Origin of the sequence: Bacillus paramobilis, assembly GCF_038096195.1 — a bacterium.
GTDB classification, from domain to species: domain Bacteria; phylum Bacillota; class Bacilli; order Bacillales; family Bacillaceae_G; genus Bacillus_A; species Bacillus_A mobilis.
Genome location: NZ_CP151108.1, coordinates 4,682,593 through 4,706,960, shown reverse-complemented (window position 1 = coordinate 4,706,960; position 24,368 = coordinate 4,682,593). Strand labels below are relative to the sequence as shown.

The window sequence follows — 24,368 nt, the reverse complement described above, 5'->3', positions numbered from 1 at the left end:
ATCTCCTCTCGAGTATTTGATTTTTTATGTGTGACATGATACAAGGAATTATATATAACTTCTGGTACTGTAAAAAGTATCAGATTTCAGTTTTATTAAGGGGTCAGATATTATGTTAGAATTAACGCCTAATTTAAATATGAATAGTAAAAAGGCATTGTACGTGCAATTGTATGAGTATATAAAAAAAGAAATTAAAGATGGAATGATTCCGGCTTTTACAAAATTACCTGCAAAAAGAAAGCTGGCGAGCTATTTACAAGTGAGTAAGAATACAGTAGAAGCGGCTTACGAGCAATTACTTGCAGAAGGTTATATTGAATCGGCATCGAGAAAAGGTTATTTTGTATGTAAAATTGAACAAATGATTTATGTAGAAGGAAGCGAAGAGAAAGTAGAAGAAGTACCGTTTCGGGAAGAGAACTATACATTTGATTTCACCCAAACAGGGGTTGATACGAATACTTTTCCGTTCACTACGTACCGCAAGCTTATAAATGATGTATGGCAGCCACATAATAATGAGTTGCTTTTTCTTGGACACCCTCAAGGAGAATTGAGCCTGAGGGAGGAAATTGTGAACTATTTGTATGAATCTAGAGGTGTGCGTTGTTCAGCTAGTCAAATTGTATTAGGAGCGGGAACACAAATATTAGTGAAGCTGCTGTTTCAATTGTTAAAGGGAAGTAATTATGCAGTTGAAAACCCAGGTTATCATAGGAAACTGGTCGTTTTTGAACAGGGAGAAAAGAAGGTTCAAATGTTGCCTTTAGATAGGGACGGAATTTGTATAGCTGATTTAGAAAATAGCGATGCAAATGTTGTATTTGTAACTCCCTCTCATCAATTCCCATATGGAATGATTATGCCTATTACGAGAAGAACGCAGCTTTTACAATGGGCGAAGAAAGAAGAAGATAGATATATTATTGAAGATGATTACGATAGTGAATTTCGCTATTCAGGAAAGCCAATCCCGGCACTACAAGGGTTAGATACAGATGGGAAAGTTGTTTATATGGGGACGCTATCAAAAGCTTTGTTGCCCTCATTACGGATGAGCTATATAGTATTACCGAAGAATTTAATTGGAAAATATCAAAAGGAATACTTGTTTTATACACAAAGTGTTTCAAGAATGGATCAAGAAGTGATAAGAAGGTTTTTAAATGAAGGCTATTGGGAAAAACACATTCATAAAATGCGTGTCGTTTACCGAAAAAAGAGGGATCGACTTGTCTTTGAAATAGAAAAGTATTTCTCTAATCGTGTTGAAGTAATAGGAGAAGATTCGGGATTGCATATTTTATTAAAAGTGCATAATGGAATGCGAGAAGAAGAACTCATTAAAGAAGCTGCAAAATATAGTATTAAAATATATCCTGTTTCTACGTACTATAAAGACGGTACTGCGCCTGAAAATGTAGTTTTACTTGGGTTTGCAATTTTATCAGAAGACGAAATTGCGAAAGCGATTCAATTATTACATAAGGCATGGTATACAAGAAAGTAAAAAACATCCCCCAGGCATGAGGATGTTTTTTATTATTTATTTTCATCTAAGAATAAGACCATATGCTCTTCGTCCCAATACTGTCCGTTATATTTCAGTGAACGTTCTTGTACACCGAATGTTTTAAAACCTAATGATTCATAAAGTTTCTTCGCACCATCGTTGCCAACAACAACATCAAGCATAACTTGTTCCACCTCTAAAGATTTAGCAAGTTCAAGACATTCTTTAATAAGTGCTTTTCCTGCTCCAAGTCCGCGTGCTTTTGGAGAAACATATACAGAACCGATTTTAGCTTTATGTTCTTGTTTTACATATGGTTTCGTTTCCAGTGTTGCAACCCCGATTAATTGTCCATCTTTAAATGCACCTAGCGTATAGTTTTCATCTTGTGCTAATTTTTGTGCTTTATATTCAATCGCACACTCTTTATTAATAATATCTTCATAAGAAGAGCTGAAAGCTTCAGGGTTTTGCTTTAGCCCTTCTACACGAAGTTCTAAGTAAATTTCTGCTTCGTCTTTTGTTAATACATGGATATCCAATTGTATCACCCTCCAAATCTTTGCAAATGTACCTTTATTTTATATTGAAATAAGAATAATTTCAAAAGCTTAGCTTATATGAGCTGATTTTACGAACAAAATAACACCAGTAGTGTTTACTACTACTGGTGTTTTCACACGCATCTTATTCAAAAGGTAGCTCGATTCTAAAGTTTGTTCCTACTCCTAATTGGCTTGTTACTAGAATGGAACCGTTATGCAATTCTACAATTTCTTTTGCAACAGCTAACCCGATACCTTTTCCGCCAGTAGCTCTCGTTCTGGATTTATCAACACGATAAAAACGATCAAAAATATGGGGGATATCTTCTTCGGGAATACCTTCTCCTTCATCATCTACACTTATTGTAAAAGAATCTGTTTTCGCGAGTACACGTATCGTAATAGATGTGTTTTCTGGCGAATGTTGATAAGCATTGTGTAATAAATTTAACATAACTTGTTCCATACGTCTTTCGTCTATGCAAACTTCTAAATCATCTTTGCAATATACATGGAGTTGCATTTGTTTGTTAGTTAATGTTGTTCTTGTTTTTTCAACCATTCGTTCTAAAAATGGTTTAAGGCCCACTTTTTGTTTTTTTATAACAAATTGATGTTGTTCTAATTGCACTAGCATAAATAAATCTTGGACGAGATCGGTTACACTATCTGTTTCATCCTCAATGATCTGTAAGTATTCTTCACGTTCTTCTTTCGTTAAAGAATCCCTCTTTGCTACCTTCGCATAACCTTTCATATAGGTCAATGGAGTTAATAGTTCATGGGCAACACTAGCGAGAAATTCATTGCGTTCTTTTTTCATATAAGTCAGTTCACTGGATAAATCTTCAATCGTTTTTGCTAAGCTTCCAAGCTCATCATTCCGTTTAATACCTAATTGAATTGGTGTATTTAATTTTGACATTTTTTCTGTTGCCCTCTTCATTTTTATAAGAGGTTCTGTAATAACGCGAGAAAAAACAAAGACAGAAATAGTCGTTAAAATAATTGTCAAAACACTAATGATAAGAAATTGATTCATGAGTTTAAGTAACATATTTTCTAAGAAAGATGTTTTTAATAACATATATAACTTTCCTTGAAACTCTGCTGTGTTAAGTGGGCTTACCGTTGTGATGAATTTTGATTTTTTCCAGTTCTTTTCGACGATCAATCCGCCTTTTGGAATAGGTTCTGTTTTACAAGTAAGTTGTTTTTGCATTGACTTTGTTACGGGCTCTGAAGTGGAAATAATTTTGCCAGTATTGTCTGTTATTATGATAGCTATATCAGAGTTAGCAATTAATTCTGATTCTACTAAGTGTTCAGCTTCATCCGCGATATCGAACTCTGGATACACAGGACGGTTAGGATTTTTATTGTATTCAGCGCGTTCGATATGTTTCTTTTCTTTAGCAAATGCATTCCACTTTGCGCGGGTTGTAATTTTGTTACTATAGCGATTACCTTTTTCTAAAAGAGCAAGTGTTTCTTCCTCAATCCGCATTGTTGAAATACTTTTGTAAAAAGATACGAAAGCAATTGTTTCAATACATAAAGCTAATATTAAAAAGTATGTCCCAATTTTAAGGGAAAGTTTACTCATTTTCTCACCATGCCTTATTTCATATAAAGGGTCAGTGATATACTATTGTCCACTGACCGAAGTAATTATTCACTTTTCCATTTATATCCGACTTTATAGACAGTTTCTAAGTAATTTTCAACTGGAAATCCTTTTTTGCGTAATTTATCACGGATATTGCGAATATGTGAATCGATTGTTCTATATTCAATATCTGTTTCATAACCCCAAATTTTTTCGATTAAATCATCTCGGCTATAAGCACGGTTTGTATTTAGTAAAAATAGTCCAAGTAACGAAAACTCGATAGGCGTTAGTGAGATTTTTTCATCATATACTGTGACAGTATGTTTCGTTTTATCCCACTCGATACCATTGAAGCTAACAAATCCATCTTTCTTTGTACGGCGTAATATAGCCTCAATTCGTGCAACTAATACATGTTCATCAAATGGTTTTGTAATATAGTCATCCGCGCCCATAGTGAGGCCTTTCACCATATCGTAATTTTGATTACGAGCTGTTAGCATAATAATTGGAACGTTGGAAATTTGACGGATTTGATAGCAAGTATCCCATCCATCCATATTCGGCATCATAACATCTAACAAAATAATATCGAAGTCTTTTTGTTCTATTAACTTTAGTGCTTCAAGGCCAGAGGTAGCTTTCATACAAAAATAGCCACGAGGACTTAAGAACAGATCTAATAATCGTAACATGCGTTCTTCATCGTCTACTAATAAAATTTTCACCATAATCTTGTGCACCCCAAACTGTTCATTCTACTTGTATAGTTTACATGAAAATAATAAAAAACTCTTTTTATGTGATTGAGTGGAAGAGTTATTTTTACGCTCAGAGTAATTGACATAAAAAATGCACTAGTTTTGCACAACTATTTTTTATAATAGAAAACGTAGCGACACAAAATACCCTATGTTGCGACATAACGTCATGTCATTTTATTTATAAAATGACAATTCCATTCTATTGTGTATGTGAGATAGAGAGGGTTTTCGTATTCACCTCGCATCGGATAAGAAAAATTTCCTATCTCACACTTTTTTTAAAAGGAGATCATACACATGAATCCAAAAGAAGAAATTTCAAAAAAAGAAAAGCAAGATCGTAATACGGTTGTCATGTGCATTGCCGTATCTATGGTTATTATTATAAGTTGTGTAAATAAAATTTTGGGGATTTTATAATATAGAAAAAGCTTATTGCTTCTTAAGAAGCAATAAGCTTTTTTCGTTGTTAGGGGGAGTATTTTTATATAATAAACCAAGGTAAAATTGCTAATCCAGAAGTTACAATTGCTGTAGTAAATATTAAAAGCATAGCTCGTTTGTTTTGTTTCATGTCACATTCTCCTCTACATATCAAGTACATGCGATTAGCGTGGGATGTAGTTCCCCACTGAGTAAAGTTTCACTTTATACTTTTAGTATAATGAATGGAAAGGTTTGGTACGATCGATAAAGGTGACATGAAGATTACATTGTTGTAATGAAAAAAGCACCTTCCTTAATAAGAAGATGCTTTTAAAAAACTATATTGAAGTATTAATCATTTAAGAACAGAACCATATGTTCTTCGTCCCAATATTGGCCGTTATGTTTTAATGAACGTTCTTGTACGCCGTAAGTTTGGAAGCCTAATGACTCATATAATTTTTTTGCAGCATCGTTACCCACTACAACATCGAGCATAAGTTGTTCTACATGTAATTTATCGGCATTTTCAATAATTGCTTTAATTAGAGCTCGCCCTGCGCCAAGGCCACGCGCTTTTGGGGAAACAAAAACGGAACCGATTTTTGCTTTATGTTCTTGTTTAATGAAAGGCTTTGTTTCTAAAGTAGAAATGCCGATCAAATCATTATCTTTGAAGACCCCTAGAGTATACTTATCCGGATTGCTTAATCGTTTTGCCATAGCAGCTACAGGATCCTCATGTTTAAGAACATCTTCATAAGAAGAGCTAAAAGCTTCTGGGTTCTTCGTTAAACCTTCCATACAAACTTTTAAATATATTTCTGCGTCCTCTGTCGTTAATAAGCGAATTTCCATAGTTGTAACCTCCTTGGTCGATTTCAAATAAAATAAATCCATGACTTTTATAAGATTGTGTATGCGTTTTGTTAGCAGTCTCTTTTAATTTGTAAAAGAATGAAAAGATATATGCTACAATGTTTTGTTTTTTAATATGTAATGAAATTATATATTAACTTTATTAACTATTCAAGTCTTTAATATATTACATTTTTATAACTAAAATAACTCCTCAACCGAGGAGTTATTTTAGTTATTCGATTGATAGCCATCAATTCTATGTGGATGGGTGTAAATATTACAAGATTCATTTCTAATAAATCCTACGACTGTAATGCCTAAATCGTGAGCGAGTTGTAATGCTAATTTTGTTGGAGCAGATTTAGATAGAACAATTTCACATCCGATTTTTGAAACTTTGAGTAGAATTTCGGATGAAATGCGCCCGCTAAATGCAATAATTTTTCCTTTAACAGATATATCGTTGCGCAAACAATGGCCATATATTTTATCTAATGCATTATGTCTACCGATATCCATTCTTGATAGGAGGATATTGTTTCGATCACATAGAGCGGTATTGTGAACACCGCCGGTTTGGCGAAATGTAGTGGAAGATTGTTGTAAAGTATTCATTAAGTAAAAACATTCTTCAGGAGTAACTTTCACGTGTATATCATGTAAATCTTTTGCTTTTGCTGCATCGTTAACGAAAATAAAACCTTGTCTACCTTTTCCACAGCAAGAAGTGATGTAGCGCTTATTATATAAAGTTTGATAGAGCGGATTTACTTTTGATGATCTTACATGGACAATTCCGTTATCTTTTTGCACCCATAGTTCTTCAACATCTTTATAAGAAGAAATAATCCCCTCAGAAATTAAAAAACCAATTACCATATCTTCAATATAGGTTGGTGTGCATACGACTGTTACATATTCTTCACCATTCAATTTAATAGTAATAGGAGATTCTGTAACAATCTCATCAAGCTGTTTTGAAAATGTACCAGATTGATAGCGTACAATTGTATAAGTTTCTTGCGTAGGCTCCATATTAAATTCCCCTTTTTTATGTATTTCTCTCCCATATTTATCATAAAACAATGGAAAAAATAAAAACACCTCTTAGGAAGAAGATCACAGATTATTTTGGTTATTATTGTATATGTACGATATAATAGAACTGTAGAATAGTGATATTTTTAAGCTTTCGTAGTTATACCTTATAACATCTAGAATCGACTTCATAAGAAAGTATTTGGGCAGAGCGTTTCAAAAATATGTACAGTAATGCGATTTTTGAAAACGGATTCATAATTGTGTTGTACAGTTGGTTGTAAGGAGAGGGGAAACTATGGCAGAACAGACAGTCCGTGTAACCGTGGATGGTAAAGAATTTTCCACATCGGGTGAAAAGACGATACTACAATTATTTAACGAGAGTAATTTGGAACATCCTCAAATTTGTCATGTACCAGAAGTAGATCCAATTCAAACTTGTGATACGTGTATTGTAGAAGTAAATGGGAAGTTAATGCGTGCTTGTTCAACGAAATTAGAGAATGGTATGCATATCGAAAGACAGTCCCAGCGTGCAAAAGAGGCACAGACTGAGGCGATGGATCGTATATTAGAGAATCATTTATTGTATTGTACCGTTTGTGATAACAATAATGGTAACTGTAAAGTCCATAACACTGTACATATGATGGGAATTGAAGAACAGAAATATCCGTATGAGCCGAAAGTAAGTGCTTGTGAAGTGGATATGTCACATCCGTTTTATCGATATGATCCAAATCAATGTATTGCTTGTGGGCAGTGTGTAGAAGTATGTCAAAACTTACAGGTTAATGAAACTATATCGATAGATTGGAACTTGGATCGTCCACGTGTTATATGGGATCATGGTGTAAGTATAAATGACTCATCTTGTGTAAGTTGTGGACAATGTGTAACAGTATGTCCGTGTAATGCATTAATGGAAAAATCAATGTTAGGTGAAGCTGGGTTTATGACTGGATTGAAACCAGATGTGTTAGATCCGATGATTGATTTTGTAAAGGATGTAGAGCCGGGATATAGTAGTATTTTAGCGGTTTCAGAAGTAGAGGCTGCGATGCGTAAGACGAAAGTGAATAAAACAAAAACAGTTTGTACATTTTGTGGTGTCGGTTGTTCCTTTGAAGTATGGACAAAAGATCGTCATATATTAAAAGTACAACCTGTTTCAGATGCACCTGTTAATGGTATTTCCACATGTGTAAAAGGTAAATTTGGATGGGACTTTGTAAATAGTGAAGATCGAATTACGAAGCCATTAATTCGCCAAGGAGATATGTTTGTTGAAGCTTCATGGGAAGAAGCATTAGAAGTTGTTGCTTCTAACATGCAGCATATTAAATCTGAATATGGCAGCGATGCATTCGGATTCATTTCTTCTTCGAAAGTAACAAATGAAGAGAATTACCTTATGCAAAAACTAGCTCGTCAAATATATGGAACGAATAATGTGGACAACTGCTCCCGTTATTGTCAATCTCCAGCGACAGACGGTTTATTTAAAACTGTCGGTATGGGCGGAGATGCTGGAACAGTGAAAGATATAGCTGAAGCAGGCCTTGTTATTATCGTTGGTGCGAATCCAACAGAAGGACATCCTGTACTTGCTACGAGAGTAAAACGTGCTCATAAATTACACGAGCAAAAATTAATCGTAGCAGACCTTCGTAAACATGAAATGGCAGAGCGTGCGGATTTATTTATTCATCCGCGCCAAGGTACGGATTATGTATGGCTTGCTGGTATTACGAAATATATTATTGATCAAGATTGGCACGATAAAAAGTTTTTAGCTGAAAATGTGAAGAACTTTGATGAATATAGCAAAATGTTAGAAAAGTATACGCTTGATTATACAGAAAAAATTACGGGGATTTCAAAAGAAAATCTGAAAGAAATGGCTCGTATGGTATATGAAGCAGATGGAACTTGTATACTTTGGGGAATGGGTGTAACGCAAAATACAGGAGGAAGTACAACGTCTGCTGCCATTTCAAATTTACTGCTTGTTACGGGTAACTATCGTCGTCCTGGTGCAGGTGCATATCCATTACGAGGGCATAATAACGTACAAGGTGCTTGTGATATGGCAACATTACCGAACTGGCTTCCTGGTTATCAAGCAGTATCAGATGATACGCTTCGTGCGAAGTTTGAAAAAGCATATGGTACAACTATTCCAAAAGCACCAGGATTAAATAATATTGCAATGTTACTTGCGGCAGAAGAAGGAAAACTACGCGGTATGTATGTCATGGGTGAAGAAATGGCTTTAGTCGATTCAAATGCGAACCATGTGCAACATATTTTATCGAATTTAGACTTTCTCGTTGTTCAAGATATGTTCTTATCAAAAACAGCTCGTTTTGCTGATGTTATTTTACCAGCGGCACCAAGCTTAGAAAAAGAAGGAACGTTTACGAATACAGAGCGCCGTATTCAAAGATTATATGAAGTATTGAAACCGCTTGGTGATTCCAAACCAGACTGGTGGATTTTGCAAAAAGTTGCTCGTGCACTAGGTGGGGATTGGAATTATGAAAGTCCAAGTGAAATTATGGACGAAATCGCATCGCTTGCACCGTTATACTCTCAAGCAACGTACGACCGTCTAGAAGGATGGAATAGTTTATGTTGGGGTAGTCATGATGGTAGCGATACACCGCTATTATATGTAGACGGATTTAACTTCCCAGATAAACTCGCTCGTTTATCGTTAGATGAATGGGTGCCACCGGTTGTAGCGCCAGATGAGTATGATTTACTTTTAAATAATGGTCGTATGCTAGAACATTTCCATGAAGGGAACATGACGAATAAGTCGGCTGGTATTTTATCTAAAGTATCTGAAGTATTCGTTGAAATTTCACCTGAACTCGCTATAGAGCGCAATGTGAAAGATGGTGGTCTTGTGGAATTAGCATCACCATTTGGAAAAATTAAAGTACAAGCGCTTATTACGGATCGTGTAACGGGGAAAGAGCTATATTTACCGATGCATGCAACGATAAATGAAGAAGCGATTAATATTTTAACTGGGACGGCAACAGACCTGTATACGTGTACACCGGCGTATAAACAAACGATGGTGAAAATGCGTGTATTACGTGAAAAAGGAAATCGTCCGTTACCATCTTCAAACCCGCGAGATAAAAAGCGTAATCCGCAAAATGGTGTTGAAATTGAGCAAAAGTGGAAAAGAAAACAATACGTATCACTTGTGGACTAGGGGGCGGAGATAGTGGCGAAAGAAATTACGTTAATTAAAAAGAAAGTTGTAACAGAGGAAGAACAGAAACAGCAAGTAGCAGATGAACTTCTAAATGAGCTATCTAATAATCGTGAAGCAGTAGAGGAAACGATGCAGCTTTTAGCACAGTTGCAGAAGGCTGGGATATTAGATGCGGCGATTAGTTTACTTGCTGCGAAGGAAGATGTTTCAAAAATCGCTGTGGAGCAATTAAATCGTGAACCAGTTAAAAATGCACTCAATAATATGATGGGAGCGGGGGAAGCGCTATCCGCAGTTGACCCAGAAGTAACAAAGCAAATCACATCAAGTTTAGTTACTGGGTTGCAATTTGCAACAGATGAATTAAATAGTGGTAAAAAAACAAAAGTGATGGATTTCTTTAAAGTGTTAAAAGATCCAGATATCAATAGAGCCATTACATTCGGTTTTAGTTTCTTGAAAGCATTTGGACAAGGGTTAGAGAAAAAATAGAGTAGATGAAAAAGTGATGGGAAGTAGCCATCACTTTTTTCATTGTATGTATAAGAGTGTTCATGTTAAGCGGAATATATTATTATTAAAAAGATGGATCGAAAATGGAAATATGGAATCCATCTCAAATATCGTTTTAGAATGTGGAGGAATATATGCAACACCGTAAAAGACTATCTATACCAGGAGTAATGAGACATTCCTTTCAAACTGTTAGATTTGCTTTTTGGAATGTGTTAACATTCCAACTTGCTTATAAATTGTTAGCAGCGATTGTGTTTATCCCACTTTTCGGTATTATTTTCAATAAGTTGTTGTACTTTGGTGGGTATGCAAATGCAACAAATGATGAGTTATTAGCATTTTTGAAAACACCATACGGGATTTTGGCGATTGTAATATTATCTATATTGGCATTGTTTCTTATCTTTACAGAGTTTGCAGTACTTATTATCATTTCGTACTTCGCTCATAAAAGGCAAAAGGTGAGATTACGTCCAATTTTGTATAAAACAGTAACGTATTTACCTTCCCTGTTTACATATTGCTTACCTGGATTTGTTTTGTATGCAGTTGTACTATTACCATTATTAAGTATGGGGTATAAATCTGCATTGATTCCTGAAATTCAAATTCCTAATTTTATTACAGGTGAACTATTTAAGACAACAATGGGGCAAGTTGGATATTATACTTTCTTTGCTGTAGTTGCCTATTTGAATCTTCGTTGGATTTTTGTTTTACCTATTATAGTTTTAGAGGAAAAGCCGTTCCGTACGGCAGCACGAAAAAGTGCGAACTTAGTAAAAGAAAGCTTCTTTAAAGTATTGTTCTTTTTAGTAGGTTTTTTCATATCTGTAGGAATTGTCTTTCTTTTATGTGTAGGAATTTATCTACTTTGTCTGTGGGGAGTATATGAATTTACAAACCCCGAAGGGACATTTGCGCTGCTAGCAGAGTCAACTATTTCAGTCTTCCTAACAAGTACATTGTATCTATTTAGCTTTATTATGACGCCGTTTTACATTATGGCGTTAACAAGATTGTATTTACAAAAGGTTCCGGTTGAAGATGTTTTATTAGAAGAAGGATTAGATTATTCGAAAACTAAAGCAGATAAATGTTTCTTCCAAAAACATCGTTGGAAATTTATTGGCGTATATATTGTAGGAATTATTACTGCGGGAATGGTTGTTGCTTTCATTGTGACCTTTATTACAAACACATATAAAGAACCAATTATTATGGCGCATCGTGGTTATATTTCAAAAGGTGTAGAGAATACGAAAGAAGCTGTGCAGGGGGCTATTGATGCGAAAGCAGACTACGCTGAAATTGATGTACTGCAAACGAAAGATGGTGAACTAGCAGTTATACATGATTTGAAGCTAAAGCGTCTTGCTAATGCTAATGTTCATGTGTCAGATTTAACGATGGATGAGTTAAGGCAGCTTACTCTTAGTCAAGACGGATTGTCAGGACAAATAAGTACGCTGGATGAAATCATTAAGCTGTCAAAGGACAAAATTAAACTTAATATTGAAGTGAAGCTTCATGGTGGCGAAAAAGATTTCGTAAACAAAGTATTAAAAGCGATTAAAGATAATGAATTTGAGAAACAGTGTGTCATTCAAACGTTACATTACCCGCTTATTAAAGAGTTTAAGCGTGCAAATTCAGATATAAAAGTCGGATATATACTGTACGCAAGTAGAGCCAACTTAAAGAATGTGAAAGCTGATTTTTATGTAGCGGAAGAATATATGTTAAATAAGAAGTTAGTAAAGGAAGCAAGGAAGTTAAACAAGCCAATTTACGTATGGACAGTAAATGATATGGAAAGTTTAAAGGGATATTATAAGTTAAACGTAGATGGCATCATTACCGATTATCCTGAAGATGCACGTGAAACAATTAAGATGCTAAAAGAGCAAGAAGCGGAAGAAAGTGATCTGTTTGATAAAATTAGTGAAACAACAGATGATTTATTTTCCAAGTTATTTATAAGTTACCCAGCTGCTGGCTAAATGCCCGCAGCTGTTTTTTGTATGACAAGAATATATCCCTAAAGTATTGTGTCAATTAATAACTGTATATGTATACGGCATTATTGGGGTTTCTTACATTGTTACATTATTGTCGAATAATAAATGGTTGCCGCTTATTTTTAAGGAGTATAATAAAAATAGAGTGATAGATAATGGAATGTAACGAAGATGATAATAGAATCAATGTTCCATATATTTACACTATTCTAAATATATAAACTTTAAAAAAATGATATGTTAGCGTTTTCATAACTTTTAAGTTATGCTAGAATAAGGACATAAGTTATTAATTATTACAAAAAGAAAAAAGACTTTCTTTTTTCTGTTAATTATAAGGGGGCATTTCATTATGCGTATTGGGGTACCAGCAGAAATTAAAAACAACGAAAACCGTGTGGCAATGACACCAGCAGGTGTTGTACATTTAATTCGTAACAATCACGAAGTATTCATTCAAAAGGGTGCAGGTTTAGGATCTGGTTTCACAGATGCTCAGTATGTTGAAGCGGGAGCGAAAATTGTTGATACGGCTGAAGAAGCTTGGAACATGGAAATGGTTATGAAAGTTAAGGAACCAGTTGAAAGCGAATACAAACACTTCAGCGAAGGTTTGATCTTATTCACATACTTACACTTAGCTCCAGAACCAGAATTAACAAAAGCATTAATCGAAAAGAAAGTTGTTTCTATTGCATATGAAACAGTACAATTAGAAAACCGTTCTCTACCATTACTTGCACCTATGAGTGAAGTAGCTGGTCGTATGGCTGCACAAATTGGTGCACAATTCCTTGAGAAAAACAAAGGCGGTAAAGGTATCTTACTTGCGGGTGTTCCAGGGGTTAAACGTGGTAAAGTAACAATCATCGGTGGTGGACAAGCTGGTACAAATGCTGCTAAAATTGCAGTTGGACTAGGTGCGGATGTAACAATCATCGACTTAAGTGCAGAACGTCTTCGTCAATTAGATGACATTTTCGGAAACCAAGTAAAAACTTTAATGTCTAATCCTTACAATATTGCAGAAGCTGTAAAAGAGTCTGATCTTGTAATCGGTGCAGTATTAATCCCAGGTGCAAAAGCGCCAAAACTTGTAACAGAAGAAATGATTAAATCAATGGAACCAGGTTCTGTTGTTGTAGATATCGCGATTGACCAAGGTGGTATTTTCGAAACAACTGACCGTATTACAACTCATGATAACCCAACTTACGAAAAACACGGCGTTGTTCATTATGCAGTTGCAAACATGCCAGGTGCGGTTCCACGTACATCAACTCTTGCATTAACAAACGTAACAGTACCATATGCAGTACAAATTGCTAACAAAGGCTACAAAGAAGCTTGCTTAGGAAACTCTGCATTATTAAAAGGTATTAACACATTAGACGGCTATGTAACATTCGAAGCAGTTGCAGAAGCTCACGGTGTAGAGTACAAAGGTGCTAAAGAATTATTAGAAGCAGAAACAGTATCTTGCTAATAGAAGCATTATACAAAACAAAATCGAACAATATATAAAACAACATGATAAGAGCTAAGAGATAATACCTCTTAGCTCTTCTTGGTAAAAGGGGGCATTCATCGTGGCCAACCTATTTAAAAAGAAATCCGTTACGCAATTGTTAGGGGAAAGTAAAAGTAAAACTTTAACGAAAACGCTAGGGGCATTTGACCTAACAATGCTAGGGATTGGTGCGATAATTGGTACAGGAGTTCTAGTATTAACAGGATTAGTAGCAGCAAGAGATGCTGGTCCAGCAGTTATTTTTTCATTTATGATTGCAGCAATTGTTTGTGGATTTGCAGCGTTATGTTATGCAGAAGTTGCATCGACACTTCCTGTTTCAGGTAGTGTGTACACATATTCGTATGCAACAATTGGTGAGTTTGTTGCCCATTTAATGGGATGGACATTGTTATCCGTATATGTCGTAACGACTGCCGCAGTAGCCGGAGGATGGACGGGTTATTTCCATAACCTAGTGAGTGGATTGGGACTTGAAATTCCAAAAGCATTGCTAACGATTCCAGCACAAGGTGGTATGGTAAACTTACCAGCAGTTATCGTTACGTTAGTGATAACTTGGTTATTATCACGAGGTACGAAAGAAAGTAAGCGTGTGAATAACATAATGGTATTAATTAAAATTGGTATTGTTGTTTTATTCATTGCAGTTGGTGTATTTTACGTGAAACCAGAAAACTGGATACCATTTGCACCATACGGCTTAAGTGGAGTCTTTGCCGGAGGAGCAGCAGTATTCTTTGCTTTCTTAGGATTTGATGCATTAGCAACTTCTGCTGAAGAAGTAAAAAATCCACAACGTGATCTACCGATTGGTATTATTGCTTCGTTAGTTATTTGTACAATTATTTATGTTGTAGTTTGTCTCGTTATGACAGGTATGGTTTCTTATAAGGAATTAGATGTACCTGAAGCTATGGCATATGTGTTAGAAGTTGTAGGACAAGATAAAGTGGCTGGTGTAATTGCTATTGGAGCTGTAATCGGTATTATGGCTGTAATTTTCGCTTACATTTATGCAACAACTCGTGTATTCTTCGCAATGAGCCGTGACGGTTTATTGCCAAAATCTTTCGCGAAAATTAACAAGAAGACTGAAGCGCCAACATTTTCAGTTTGGTTAACAGGAATTGGTAGTGCCTTAATTGCTGGATTTATCGATTTAAAAGAATTGTCGAATTTAGCGAATATTGGAGCGTTATTAACATTCGCTATGGTTGGTGTAACTGTTATCATTCTTCGTAAAACGCATCCGAAACTGCAACGTGGATTTATGGTACCACTTGTACCAATCTTACCGATTATTTCAGTTGCATGTTGTCTATTCTTAATGGTAAATTTACCATTAAAAACATGGATATACTTCGGTGTTTGGTTAGCAATTGGAGTAGTTGTATACTTTGTTTATTCGAAAAAACATAGTCATTTAAAAGAAGATGGAAGTTCGCAGGATAATTTAGAACAAGCTAATTAAAAGCTTAATTAAAAGGGATATAAGTATAGTAAGCCTTGTGCGTCTAGGGAACGCGCAAGGCTTTTTTCTTTTGTGCAAAATGTACATCCTTTTTGTATGAGAATGTAATGGATGCGGAAAATAAGTACACGTCTTATTAAAATGTGAACGAAATGTTCGAAAAAATGTATGTGATTTCATTGACACATATGAATAGACGCTCATATAATAAGAGTATAAGATATATGAATGATTGTTCATATGTTCAAATGAAGAGGTGAGCTATAATGGCTGGAAATAAAGTAGAAACACCACAAGAGACATGTTCTCAAACGATAATTCATGAAGAAGTTGTTGATCAAGTAAAACAAACAATTCCAACTGATGAAAGTTTAAGTAAAGTAGCAGAACTATTTAAAGTATTAGGCGATCGTACACGTACGAGAATATTACATGCATTATTTGAAGCTGAAATGTGTGTTTGTGATTTAGCGTATTTATTAGGAATGACACAATCATCTATTTCACATCAGCTTCGTGTGTTAAAGCAAGCGAAACTTGTAAAGAATCGTAAAGAAGGAAAGGTCGTTTATTATTCGTTAGCTGACCAGCACGTAATTCATATCTTCGAGCAAGCGTTTGAACACGTAAACGAGGAAGAATAAAAAGAACGCGAGGAGGGAGAACGATGGCTGAAGCATTAGTGAAAAAGAAACTGGTGTTAGAAGGTTTAGATTGTGCGAACTGTGCAATGAAAATTGAAAAAGGCGTTGGGAATATAGAAGGAGTAAATTCTTGCTCTGTAAATTTCGCGACAAAAACAATGGTTTTAGAAACAGCACAAAATAAAGAAAGCGAAGTTGTTACAGAAGCAAAGCAACTCGTTACAAAATTAGAACCGCATATTAAAGTACAAGAAGAAAAAAACACAAAAGTAGCAAAAGAAGTGTTTATATTAGAAGGTTTAGATTGTGCAAACTGTGCGATGAAGATTGAAAATAAAGTGAAAGAAATGCCGACCGTTTCAGAAGCGACTGTTGATTTCGTATCAAAGAAATTAAGAGTTGAAGTAGCGAATAAAAGAGAACTAGAAGCGACTGTAGCGAATATAACAAATGTCGTTCAAAAGTTAGAACCAGATGTAAAAGTTGTTCGTGAAGAAAAGGGTGGCCATGACCACGGGCATAGTCACGACCATGGTGAAGCAAATGTGAAAAAGATGGTAGGACGATTAGTGGTCGGCGGAATTTTGACAGCAATTGCTGCATTAGCTGGCTTACCACAAATGATCACAATTCCGTTATTCGTCTTTGCGTATTTATTAATAGGTGGAGATATTGTTTGGAGAGCGGTAAGAAACATAACTCGCGGCCAAGTATTCGATGAGAACTTCTTAATGGCAATTGCAACACTAGGAGCTTTTGCGATTCAACAATATTCAGAAGCTGTTGCGGTAATGCTATTCTATCAAGTGGGGGAACTATTCCAAAGTATTGCGGTCAATCGCTCCCGAAAATCAATTACTTCATTAATGGATATCCGTCCTGATTATGCAAATGTGAAGGTTGGAAATGAAACGAAACAAGTATCACCAGAAGATGTACAAATCGGCGATTATATTATCGTGAAGCCTGGTGAGAAAGTACCATTAGACGGAAAAGTAGTTGAAGGAACATCAATGGTAGATACTTCAGCATTGACTGGTGAATCTGTACCACGTGAAGTCGAAGTTGGAAATGATGTATTAAGTGGTTTTGTGAACCAAAATGGTGTATTAACAATTGAAGTTACAAAAGAATTTTGTGAATCAACTGTATCAAAAATTTTAGATTTAGTTCAAAATGCAAGCAGTAAAAAAGCGCCAACAGAAAACTTTATTACGAAATTTGCGCGTTACTATACTCCAGTTGTAGTTATTACAGCAGCCATCATGGCGTTTATTCCACCAATTATTTTAGAAGGAGCTACATTCTCAGAATGGATTTATAGAGCTTTAGTGTTCTTAGTAATCTCTTGTCCATGTGCGCTAGTTGTATCAATACCTCTTGGATTCTTTGGAGGAATTGGTGGTGCATCTAAAAGTGGTGTGTTAATAAAAGGAAGTAACTATTTAGAAGCTTTAAATGATGTGAAATATATTGTTTTTGATAAAACGGGAACATTAACAAAAGGTGTCTTCAAAGTTACAAAAATGGAACCAAGCGAAGGCATTACAAATGAAGAATTATTAGAGTATGCAGCATTTGCTGAAGTGTATTCTAATCATCCAATTGCACAATCGATTCGAAAGGCATATGGAAAATCAATTGATGAAAAAATAATCGATGATTATAACGAAATTTCTGGTCACGGTACAGTCGTAAAAGTACAAGGAAAAGAAATTTTTGCAGGTAATGCTAAGTTAATGAGAAAAGAAAACATTACATTTAAGCAACCAGAAACGGTAGGTACATTAGTTCACGTTGCTGTAGATGGGGAATATGCAGGTTATATCGTTATCTCTGATGAGGTAAAAGAAGATTCAAAACAAGCAATTCAAAAATTAAAAGAACTAGGTATTAAGAAGACAGTCATGTTAACTGGTGATGCAAAAGCAGTTGGTGAAGCTGTCGGTAAGGAATTAGGTTTAGATGAAGTTCACGCAGAACTATTACCGCAACAAAAAGTAGAAGAGATTGAAAAAATTGATGCGGCGAAGAACGGAAAAGAAAAAGTTGCTTTCGTTGGTGATGGTATTAATGACACACCGGTATTAGCAAGAGCAGATGTTGGTATTGCGATGGGTGGTTTAGGATCAGATGCAGCGATTGAGGCGGCAGACATCGTTATTATGACTGATGAGCCTTCAAAAATTGCAACAGCCTTAAACATCGCAAAACGTACACGACGCATTGTATGGCAGAATATCATCTTTGCATTAGGGGTAAAAGGATTAGTTTTATTACTTGGTGCGTTTGGTATTGCAACAATGTGGGAAGCTGTCTTCTCAGATGTTGGTGTAACACTACTTGCAGTGTTAAATGCAATGCGTGTACTACGAGTGAAAGATTTATAAAAAAGAGGACGCAACCTGCGTCCTCTTTTTTAGGTTATTTTGTTGAAATTGACTCAATAAAATAATAGCAAATCTTACTTTGTGAATAAATAACTTAATATTAAAATTTACAAATAAAAAATAATTGTCTTATTATTTTAATATATTTTTCACAAAGATACATATTGTATTGAAAAAACAGAGAAGGAGGAGCTTCTCTGTTTTATTTTTGTATATTTTTTTCAACTTGTTCTCGAACAGTTTGAATGTAATTCATTTTATGATCCCAACATTCTTGACTTAAATCGACAGGGTACTCTTCGGGATTTAAAGTTCGCATATACTCTTCCCAAAATAGCGCGAGACTTTGTTCGTTATATTTTTGAATATCTAATATACCTGGTAGTTCATATGTTCTTTCGCCGTTAATGAAAATGTCTTTATGCAGTTCGCGAGCTTCAAAGTTTGTTACAAATTTGCTTATATACGTGTGAACAGGATGAAACATTTTTAAACGTTCTTCTTTTCCTGGTACTTCAGAATCTAATGCAATATAATCGCCTTCTGCATGATCATTAACTCGATTGATAATGCGATAAATTCGTTTCAGTCCTGGAGTCGTAATTTTTTCAGGGTTAGATGAAATTTTAATTGTATCATTTAACTTTCCATCAGTATCTTCAATCGCAACTAGTTTATAAACAGCCCCTAATGCCGGTTGCTCAAAGGATGTAATCAACTTTGTTCCAACGCCCCATACATCAATTTTTGCTCCTTGAGATTTTAAATGCATAATTGTGTATTCATCTAAATCGCTAGAAGCAATAATTTTTGTATGTGTAAACCCAGCTTCATCTAATAGTTTTCTTGCTTTTTTAGATAAATAAGCCATATCACCACTATCAAGGCGAATACCATAAAAATCGATACGATCTCCAAACTCTTTCGCGACGCGAATCGCATTTGGAACACCTGATTTTAAAGTGTCGTATGTATCAACGAGAAAGACGCATTTTTTATGAGTTTCAGCGTATTTCTTAAACGCGACATATTCATCGCGATACGCTTGAACGAAAGAGTGAGCGTGTGTGCCGGCTACAGGGATCCCAAAGCGTTTTCCAGCACGAACGTTACTCGTAGACGAAAACCCGCCAATAAAGGCAGCGCGTGTGCCCCAAAGAGCAGCATCAAACTCGTGAGCACGTCTTGTGCCAAACTCTAAAAGTTCATCATTATTTGCAGCGTGCTTCATACGAGCAGCTTTTGTTGCAATTAATGTTTGGTAATTCACAATGTTTAACAGGGCAGTTTCAATAATTTGTGCTTCGCCGAGCGGTGCATCAACACGTAATAAAGGCTCGTTATTAAATACAACTTCACCTTCTTGCATACTCCGAATTGTCCCAGTGAATTTCATATTTTGTAAATAATGAAGGAATTCTTCTTCAAATTGTAATTCTGCTAAATAAGCGATATCGCTTTCGGTAAAGCTGAAGTTTTCTATGTACTCTACAATTTTTTCAAGACCAGCAAAAACAGCATAACCGTTCTCAAATGGAAGCTTTCGAAAGTATAAATCAAACACTGAGCGGTGATTGTGAATACCATCTTTCCAATATGTATAAGCCATATTAATTTGATATAAATCTGTATGTAAGGCATAGCTATCGTCTTTGTAATAAGTCATCGCGAAAACACCTCCATAATTTGGTTATAGTATACCAATTTTTCACCGCTCGTAGCAAAGAATGGATATGAAAGTATAGTCAAGAGGGAAAAAAATGAAATATTGCATATTTTTTAGAAAATTAACATTTATCAATTTATATTTCTCAAGATTTTATGTATTATTAGAGTAATGGGGGTAATGAGAATGGAGGAGGACAATGCAACAAACATTAGAAAAAATAGGCAAACAAGTCTTTTATAAACGGCTACAGCAAAAAATGACACAAGAAGAATTATGTCAGGGCATTTGTTCTGTCTCATACTTAAGTAAAATCGAAAACGGAAAGATCGAAGCATCAGAAGAAATTCTACAATTGCTCTGCACAAGGTTAGAAATTGCCGTGACGGATTTGAGAGATGTAGAAGAAGATGTGAAGGGGAAGCTGGATGAGTGGTTAAATGCACTTGTTCATTTGGACAAGCAACAAGTAGAACGCATATATGAAGAATTGCAAGGTGAAATGAAGCATGTTTTGGATTTTGAAATTATAAATTATTATAAACTGCTGTATACGCGTTATTTAATGATGAAGAGAGATCTACCTGCTGTTGAAGAAGAATTGGATAATTTGAAGAAAGTGTATAAGAAATACTCACCTTTTCAGAAGATGTTATATACGTATAATAAGGCATTATTATATTCTGTACAGTACAAATATACACAGGCATTAGAGTACTTGTTAAAGACAGAAGCAATGGCAAAAGAATTAGGATATTATGAAACGGGAATATATTATAATTTAGCATTGACATATAGTCAGATAGAAATAGATCATATGACATTATACTTTGCTAATGTGGCATTAGAGGGCTTTAAAAGTGAATATAAATTTAGAAATATAATTAATTGCAAGTTTTTAATTGCTTTTAGTTATACCAGAAAAAAACAATACAATGAAGCTATGGAAATTTATAATCATATCATAAGGGAAGCAACTTCTTTTGCGGATAAAGATAATATTCTCTCTATTGCTTTAAATAATATTGGCTACCTGTATTATTGCCAAAAAAATTATACCAAGGCAAAAGAGTACTATATAGAATGCCTAAAGTATAAAAAAGAAGAGGATATGAACTATATTGATGCTATGTATGAGCTTTCATTACAGTGTATTCAATTAGGAGAAATAGAGGAAGCAGCAAAATGGATTGAAAAAGGTATCAATGCCGCAAGGAAAGATGATAGATATAAAGGGATGCTATATTTATTGTTAAGTCTGCAGTATAAGTACTTTGAAGCAAGAGATGTTTATAAAAAATTTCTAGAAACAGAAGTAGTTCCTTTCTTTAAAGCAGAGGAAAATATAAAAGATTTAAAGAAGATATACTTAGAACTAGCTGAATATTTAGAAGAATATTCGGATTTTAAAGAAAGTAATCGCTACTATAAGTTAGCGATAAATTTATTAGAAGAATAAAGAGGAGGAATAGTATGAAAAAGTTAATTGCAGGAACATTTGTAGTTATGGCGATTGCGGCAGTGGTATTGGATATTCAATATGCATGGAAACCAGATACTCTTGGTCAAGAAGCTAAAACAGTCCAACAAATTAATTCATAATTGAGAAACCCCTTTCCAATAGGAAAGGGGTTTTTTCAATATTTGTTCCCCAAAATTCTACAATACTTGAGAAAATAATTATTTGAATTTTTAGTATATTAATAGTGGAAACATAGTGCTACGATAAAACTACTCTTTTTCAAAAAAATTTTTTATTAGGGGGAAGGTTCATGAAAAAGAAAAGTTTAGCATTAGTGTTAGCGACAGGAATGGCAGTTACAACGTTTGGAGGGACAGGCTCTGCATTTGCGGATTCTAAAAATGTGCTCTCTACGAAAAAGTACAATGAGACGGTGCAGTCACCGGAGTTTATTTCTGGTGATTTAACTGGAGCAACTGGCAAGAAAGCAGAATCTGTTGTGTTTGATTACTTAAACGCAGCAAAAGGCGATTACAAGCTAGGGGAAAAGAGTGCGCAAGATTCTTTCAAAGTGAAACAAGTGAAGAAAGATGCTGTAACTGATTCAACAGTAGTACGTATGCAACAAGTTTACGAAGGAGTGCCTGTATGGGGGTCTACTCAAGTAGCTCACGTAAGTAAAGATGGTTCTTTAAAAGTATTGTCTGGAACAGTTGCGCCTGATTTAGACAAAAAGGACAAGTTGAAAAATAAAAATAAGATTGAAGGCGCAAAAGCAATTGAAATTGCGCAAAAAGATTTAGGGGTTACACCTAAATATGAGGTAGAACCAAAAGCGGACTTATATGTATATCAAAACGGTGAAGAAACAACATATGCATACGTTGTAAATTTAAACTTCTTAGAGCCAAGCCCAGGAAACTACTACTATTTCATTGAAGCAGACAGCGGTAAAGTATTAAATAAATATAATAAACTTGATCATGTAGCAAATGAAGATAAGTCACCAGTTAAGCAAGATGCTCCTAAACAAGAAGCGAAGGCGGTTGTAAAGCCTGTAACAGGGACAAATAAAGTAGGAACTGGTAAAGGTGTATTAGGAGATACGAAATCACTTAATACAACGTTATCTGGCTCATCTTACTACTTGCAAGATAATACGCGCGGAGCGACAATTTTCACATATGATGCAAAAAATCGTTCAACATTACCAGGAACATTATGGGCAGATGCAGATAATGTTTTCAATGCAGCGTATGATGCAGCGGCAGTAGATGCTCATTACTATGCAGGTAGAACATATGATTATTATAAAGCTACATTTAATAGAAACTCTATTAATGATGCAGGAGCTCCGTTAAAATCGACAGTTCATTACGGAAGTAAGTATAATAATGCGTTCTGGAATGGCTCACAAATGGTATACGGAGATGGTGATGGTGTAACATTTACTTCATTATCTGGTGGAATTGATGTAATTGGTCACGAATTAACGCATGCTGTTACGGAGAATAGCTCGGATTTAATTTATCAAAATGAATCAGGTGCGCTAAATGAAGCGATTTCTGATATCTTTGGTACTTTAGTAGAATTCTATGATAATCGTAACCCAGATTGGGAGATTGGTGAAGATATTTACACGCCTGGTAAAGCGGGAGATGCGCTTCGCTCTATGAGTGATCCAGCGAAATATGGTGACCCAGACCATTACTCTAAGCGTTACACTGGTTCAAGTGATAACGGTGGAGTTCATACGAACAGTGGTATTATTAACAAACAAGCTTATTTATTAGCAAATGGCGGTACGCATTCGGGTGTAACTGTAACTGGTATCGGTAAAGATAAGTTAGGTGCAATTTATTACCGTGCAAACACACAATATTTCACGCAATCTACTACATTTAGCCAAGCTCGTGCTGGTGCAGTACAAGCTGCAGCTGATTTATATGGTGCGACTTCTGCGGAAGTAGCAGCAGTGAAGCAATCATTTAGTGCTGTTGGTATAAACTAAGGTTTTAAGAGATAGCTATTAATAAAATACCTCAAAAATAAAGAAGGAGCATAGGCTCCTTCTTTATTTTTTTCTCCATTTTTTCCACAAATAATACAATCCGATACAACCTGCGATTGTTACAATCCACTTTGCTTCGTTTGTACCGTTTATAACATGATATGCAGAATATACTTCAATCAACAAGGACGGTATTTTACCTATGGTACTGGCAATACTGAAGGATAGTAATGACATTTTGCCTAGAGCTGCAAATAAAGTCACGATACTGGACGGAATGAATGGAATAAAACGAAAAGAGAGGACGAGTAGAAAGGCCTCTCTACCTTCTACGTAAAGAAGACGTTCTACCTTAGGATGCTTATTTACTTTATCGTGAGTGAACTTTTGAAGGCCTATACGATAAATATAAAACGAGATAATAGCCCCTAAGGCCTCACCTATGATCGAAATGATTGTGCCGTTTACTACGCCAAAGAGCTGTATGTTAATGACGGTCAAAAAAATACTAGGGATAAAACCTAAAAGACTGATGATGATGTTGATTAAGATACTAAGTGGAATTGCGATTGAATAATAGTCTGTTAAGAAGTTTTGAATTGTTTCAGCCATTGTTTAAAATCCTTTATCTTTTTTTGCATTACACCATATTT

19 protein-coding genes are annotated in these 24,368 nt (G+C 35.2%); 12 read left to right on the top strand and 7 right to left on the bottom strand.

Translation table 11 applies throughout. The features are described from left to right. Positions 1-112 precede the first annotated feature (112 nt). Positions 113-1,513 carry a PLP-dependent aminotransferase family protein gene (locus AABL52_RS24125; RefSeq protein WP_341518582.1) on the top strand — a complete coding sequence of 467 codons (1,401 nt, stop codon included), beginning with the start codon at positions 113-115 and terminating at the stop codon, positions 1,511-1,513. Positions 1,514-1,545: 32 nt separating this feature from the next. Here AABL52_RS24125 and AABL52_RS24120 read toward each other — a convergent pair whose 3' ends face one another. The 3 genes from AABL52_RS24120 to AABL52_RS24110 form a co-directional block, all read right to left on the bottom strand. After that, the gene (locus AABL52_RS24120; RefSeq protein WP_000351216.1) at positions 1,546-2,058 is read right to left on the bottom strand and encodes a GNAT family N-acetyltransferase; all 513 of its coding nucleotides are present in this window, start codon (positions 2,056-2,058) and stop codon (positions 1,546-1,548) included. 145 nt (positions 2,059-2,203) lie between these two features. Beyond that, positions 2,204-3,667: a sensor histidine kinase gene (locus AABL52_RS24115; RefSeq protein WP_341518581.1), complete on the bottom strand. Its 1,464-nt coding sequence runs from the start codon at positions 3,665-3,667 to the stop codon at positions 2,204-2,206. Positions 3,668-3,732: 65 nt separating this feature from the next. Further along, the gene (locus AABL52_RS24110) at positions 3,733-4,404 is read right to left on the bottom strand and encodes a response regulator transcription factor (RefSeq protein WP_063261618.1); all 672 of its coding nucleotides are present in this window, start codon (positions 4,402-4,404) and stop codon (positions 3,733-3,735) included. Between the two features lie 330 nt (positions 4,405-4,734). On the opposite strand from AABL52_RS24110, the gene AABL52_RS24105 reads away from it, so the two are divergent. After that, positions 4,735-4,857, top strand: coding sequence for a hypothetical protein (locus tag AABL52_RS24105; protein ID WP_001068388.1), 123 nt, complete (start codon positions 4,735-4,737; stop codon positions 4,855-4,857). A 357-nt stretch (positions 4,858-5,214) separates the two neighbouring features. On the opposite strand, the gene AABL52_RS24100 is transcribed toward AABL52_RS24105, so the two are convergent. Continuing rightward, on the bottom strand, positions 5,215-5,721 hold the full coding sequence (locus tag AABL52_RS24100; protein WP_000405878.1) for a GNAT family N-acetyltransferase: 507 nt from the start codon (positions 5,719-5,721) through the stop codon (positions 5,215-5,217). A gap of 231 nt (positions 5,722-5,952) precedes the next feature. Beyond that, positions 5,953-6,759 (bottom strand): formate dehydrogenase accessory sulfurtransferase FdhD, encoded by an 807-nt coding sequence (gene fdhD / locus AABL52_RS24095; RefSeq protein WP_341518580.1) that lies wholly within the window; start codon positions 6,757-6,759, stop codon positions 5,953-5,955. A gap of 301 nt (positions 6,760-7,060) precedes the next feature. Between fdhD and fdhF the strand changes: the two genes are divergently transcribed. The 7 genes from fdhF (at position 7,061) to AABL52_RS24060 (ending at position 18,576) form a co-directional block, all read left to right on the top strand. Beyond that, positions 7,061-9,997 carry a formate dehydrogenase subunit alpha gene (gene fdhF, locus AABL52_RS24090; protein ID WP_340422371.1) on the top strand — a complete coding sequence of 979 codons (2,937 nt, stop codon included), beginning with the start codon at positions 7,061-7,063 and terminating at the stop codon, positions 9,995-9,997. Between the two features lie 12 nt (positions 9,998-10,009). Further along, complete coding sequence (locus tag AABL52_RS24085) at positions 10,010-10,492, top strand: DUF1641 domain-containing protein (protein WP_001040525.1); 483 nt, start codon at positions 10,010-10,012, stop codon at positions 10,490-10,492. A 155-nt stretch (positions 10,493-10,647) separates the two neighbouring features. Next, complete coding sequence (locus tag AABL52_RS24080) at positions 10,648-12,519, top strand: glycerophosphoryl diester phosphodiesterase membrane domain-containing protein (RefSeq protein WP_001164742.1); 1,872 nt, start codon at positions 10,648-10,650, stop codon at positions 12,517-12,519. A 370-nt stretch (positions 12,520-12,889) separates the two neighbouring features. Further along, entirely contained in the window at positions 12,890-14,023 is a 1,134-nt protein-coding gene (gene ald / locus AABL52_RS24075) for an alanine dehydrogenase (RefSeq protein WP_001219751.1), read from the top strand. A 103-nt stretch (positions 14,024-14,126) separates the two neighbouring features. Continuing rightward, on the top strand, positions 14,127-15,542 hold the full coding sequence (locus AABL52_RS24070) for an amino acid permease (RefSeq protein ID WP_340422367.1): 1,416 nt from the start codon (positions 14,127-14,129) through the stop codon (positions 15,540-15,542). A gap of 266 nt (positions 15,543-15,808) precedes the next feature. Then, positions 15,809-16,186 carry an ArsR/SmtB family transcription factor gene (locus AABL52_RS24065; protein WP_000918377.1) on the top strand — a complete coding sequence of 126 codons (378 nt, stop codon included), beginning with the start codon at positions 15,809-15,811 and terminating at the stop codon, positions 16,184-16,186. Between the two features lie 23 nt (positions 16,187-16,209). Next, positions 16,210-18,576 carry a heavy metal translocating P-type ATPase gene (locus AABL52_RS24060; protein WP_341518579.1) on the top strand — a complete coding sequence of 789 codons (2,367 nt, stop codon included), beginning with the start codon at positions 16,210-16,212 and terminating at the stop codon, positions 18,574-18,576. Between the two features lie 202 nt (positions 18,577-18,778). On the opposite strand, the gene AABL52_RS24055 is transcribed toward AABL52_RS24060, so the two are convergent. Further along, entirely contained in the window at positions 18,779-20,242 is a 1,464-nt protein-coding gene (locus AABL52_RS24055; RefSeq protein ID WP_341518578.1) for a nicotinate phosphoribosyltransferase, read from the bottom strand. Between the two features lie 199 nt (positions 20,243-20,441). Here AABL52_RS24055 and AABL52_RS24050 point away from each other — a divergent pair, with 199 nt between their 5' ends. The 3 genes from AABL52_RS24050 (at position 20,442) to AABL52_RS24040 (ending at position 23,715) form a co-directional block, all read left to right on the top strand. Next, entirely contained in the window at positions 20,442-21,701 is a 1,260-nt protein-coding gene (locus tag AABL52_RS24050) for a tetratricopeptide repeat protein (protein WP_098259367.1), read from the top strand. 14 nt (positions 21,702-21,715) lie between these two features. Next, a complete protein-coding gene (locus AABL52_RS24045) occupies positions 21,716-21,844 on the top strand; it encodes an NprX family peptide pheromone (RefSeq protein ID WP_000733137.1) in 129 nt (42 codons plus the stop codon). 170 nt (positions 21,845-22,014) lie between these two features. Continuing rightward, positions 22,015-23,715, top strand: a complete 1,701-nt coding sequence (locus AABL52_RS24040; protein WP_097844444.1) for a M4 family metallopeptidase — start codon at positions 22,015-22,017, stop codon at positions 23,713-23,715. Positions 23,716-23,778: 63 nt separating this feature from the next. Here AABL52_RS24040 and AABL52_RS24035 read toward each other — a convergent pair whose 3' ends face one another. Then, entirely contained in the window at positions 23,779-24,327 is a 549-nt protein-coding gene (locus AABL52_RS24035; protein WP_341518577.1) for a TVP38/TMEM64 family protein, read from the bottom strand. Positions 24,328-24,368 lie beyond the last annotated feature (41 nt).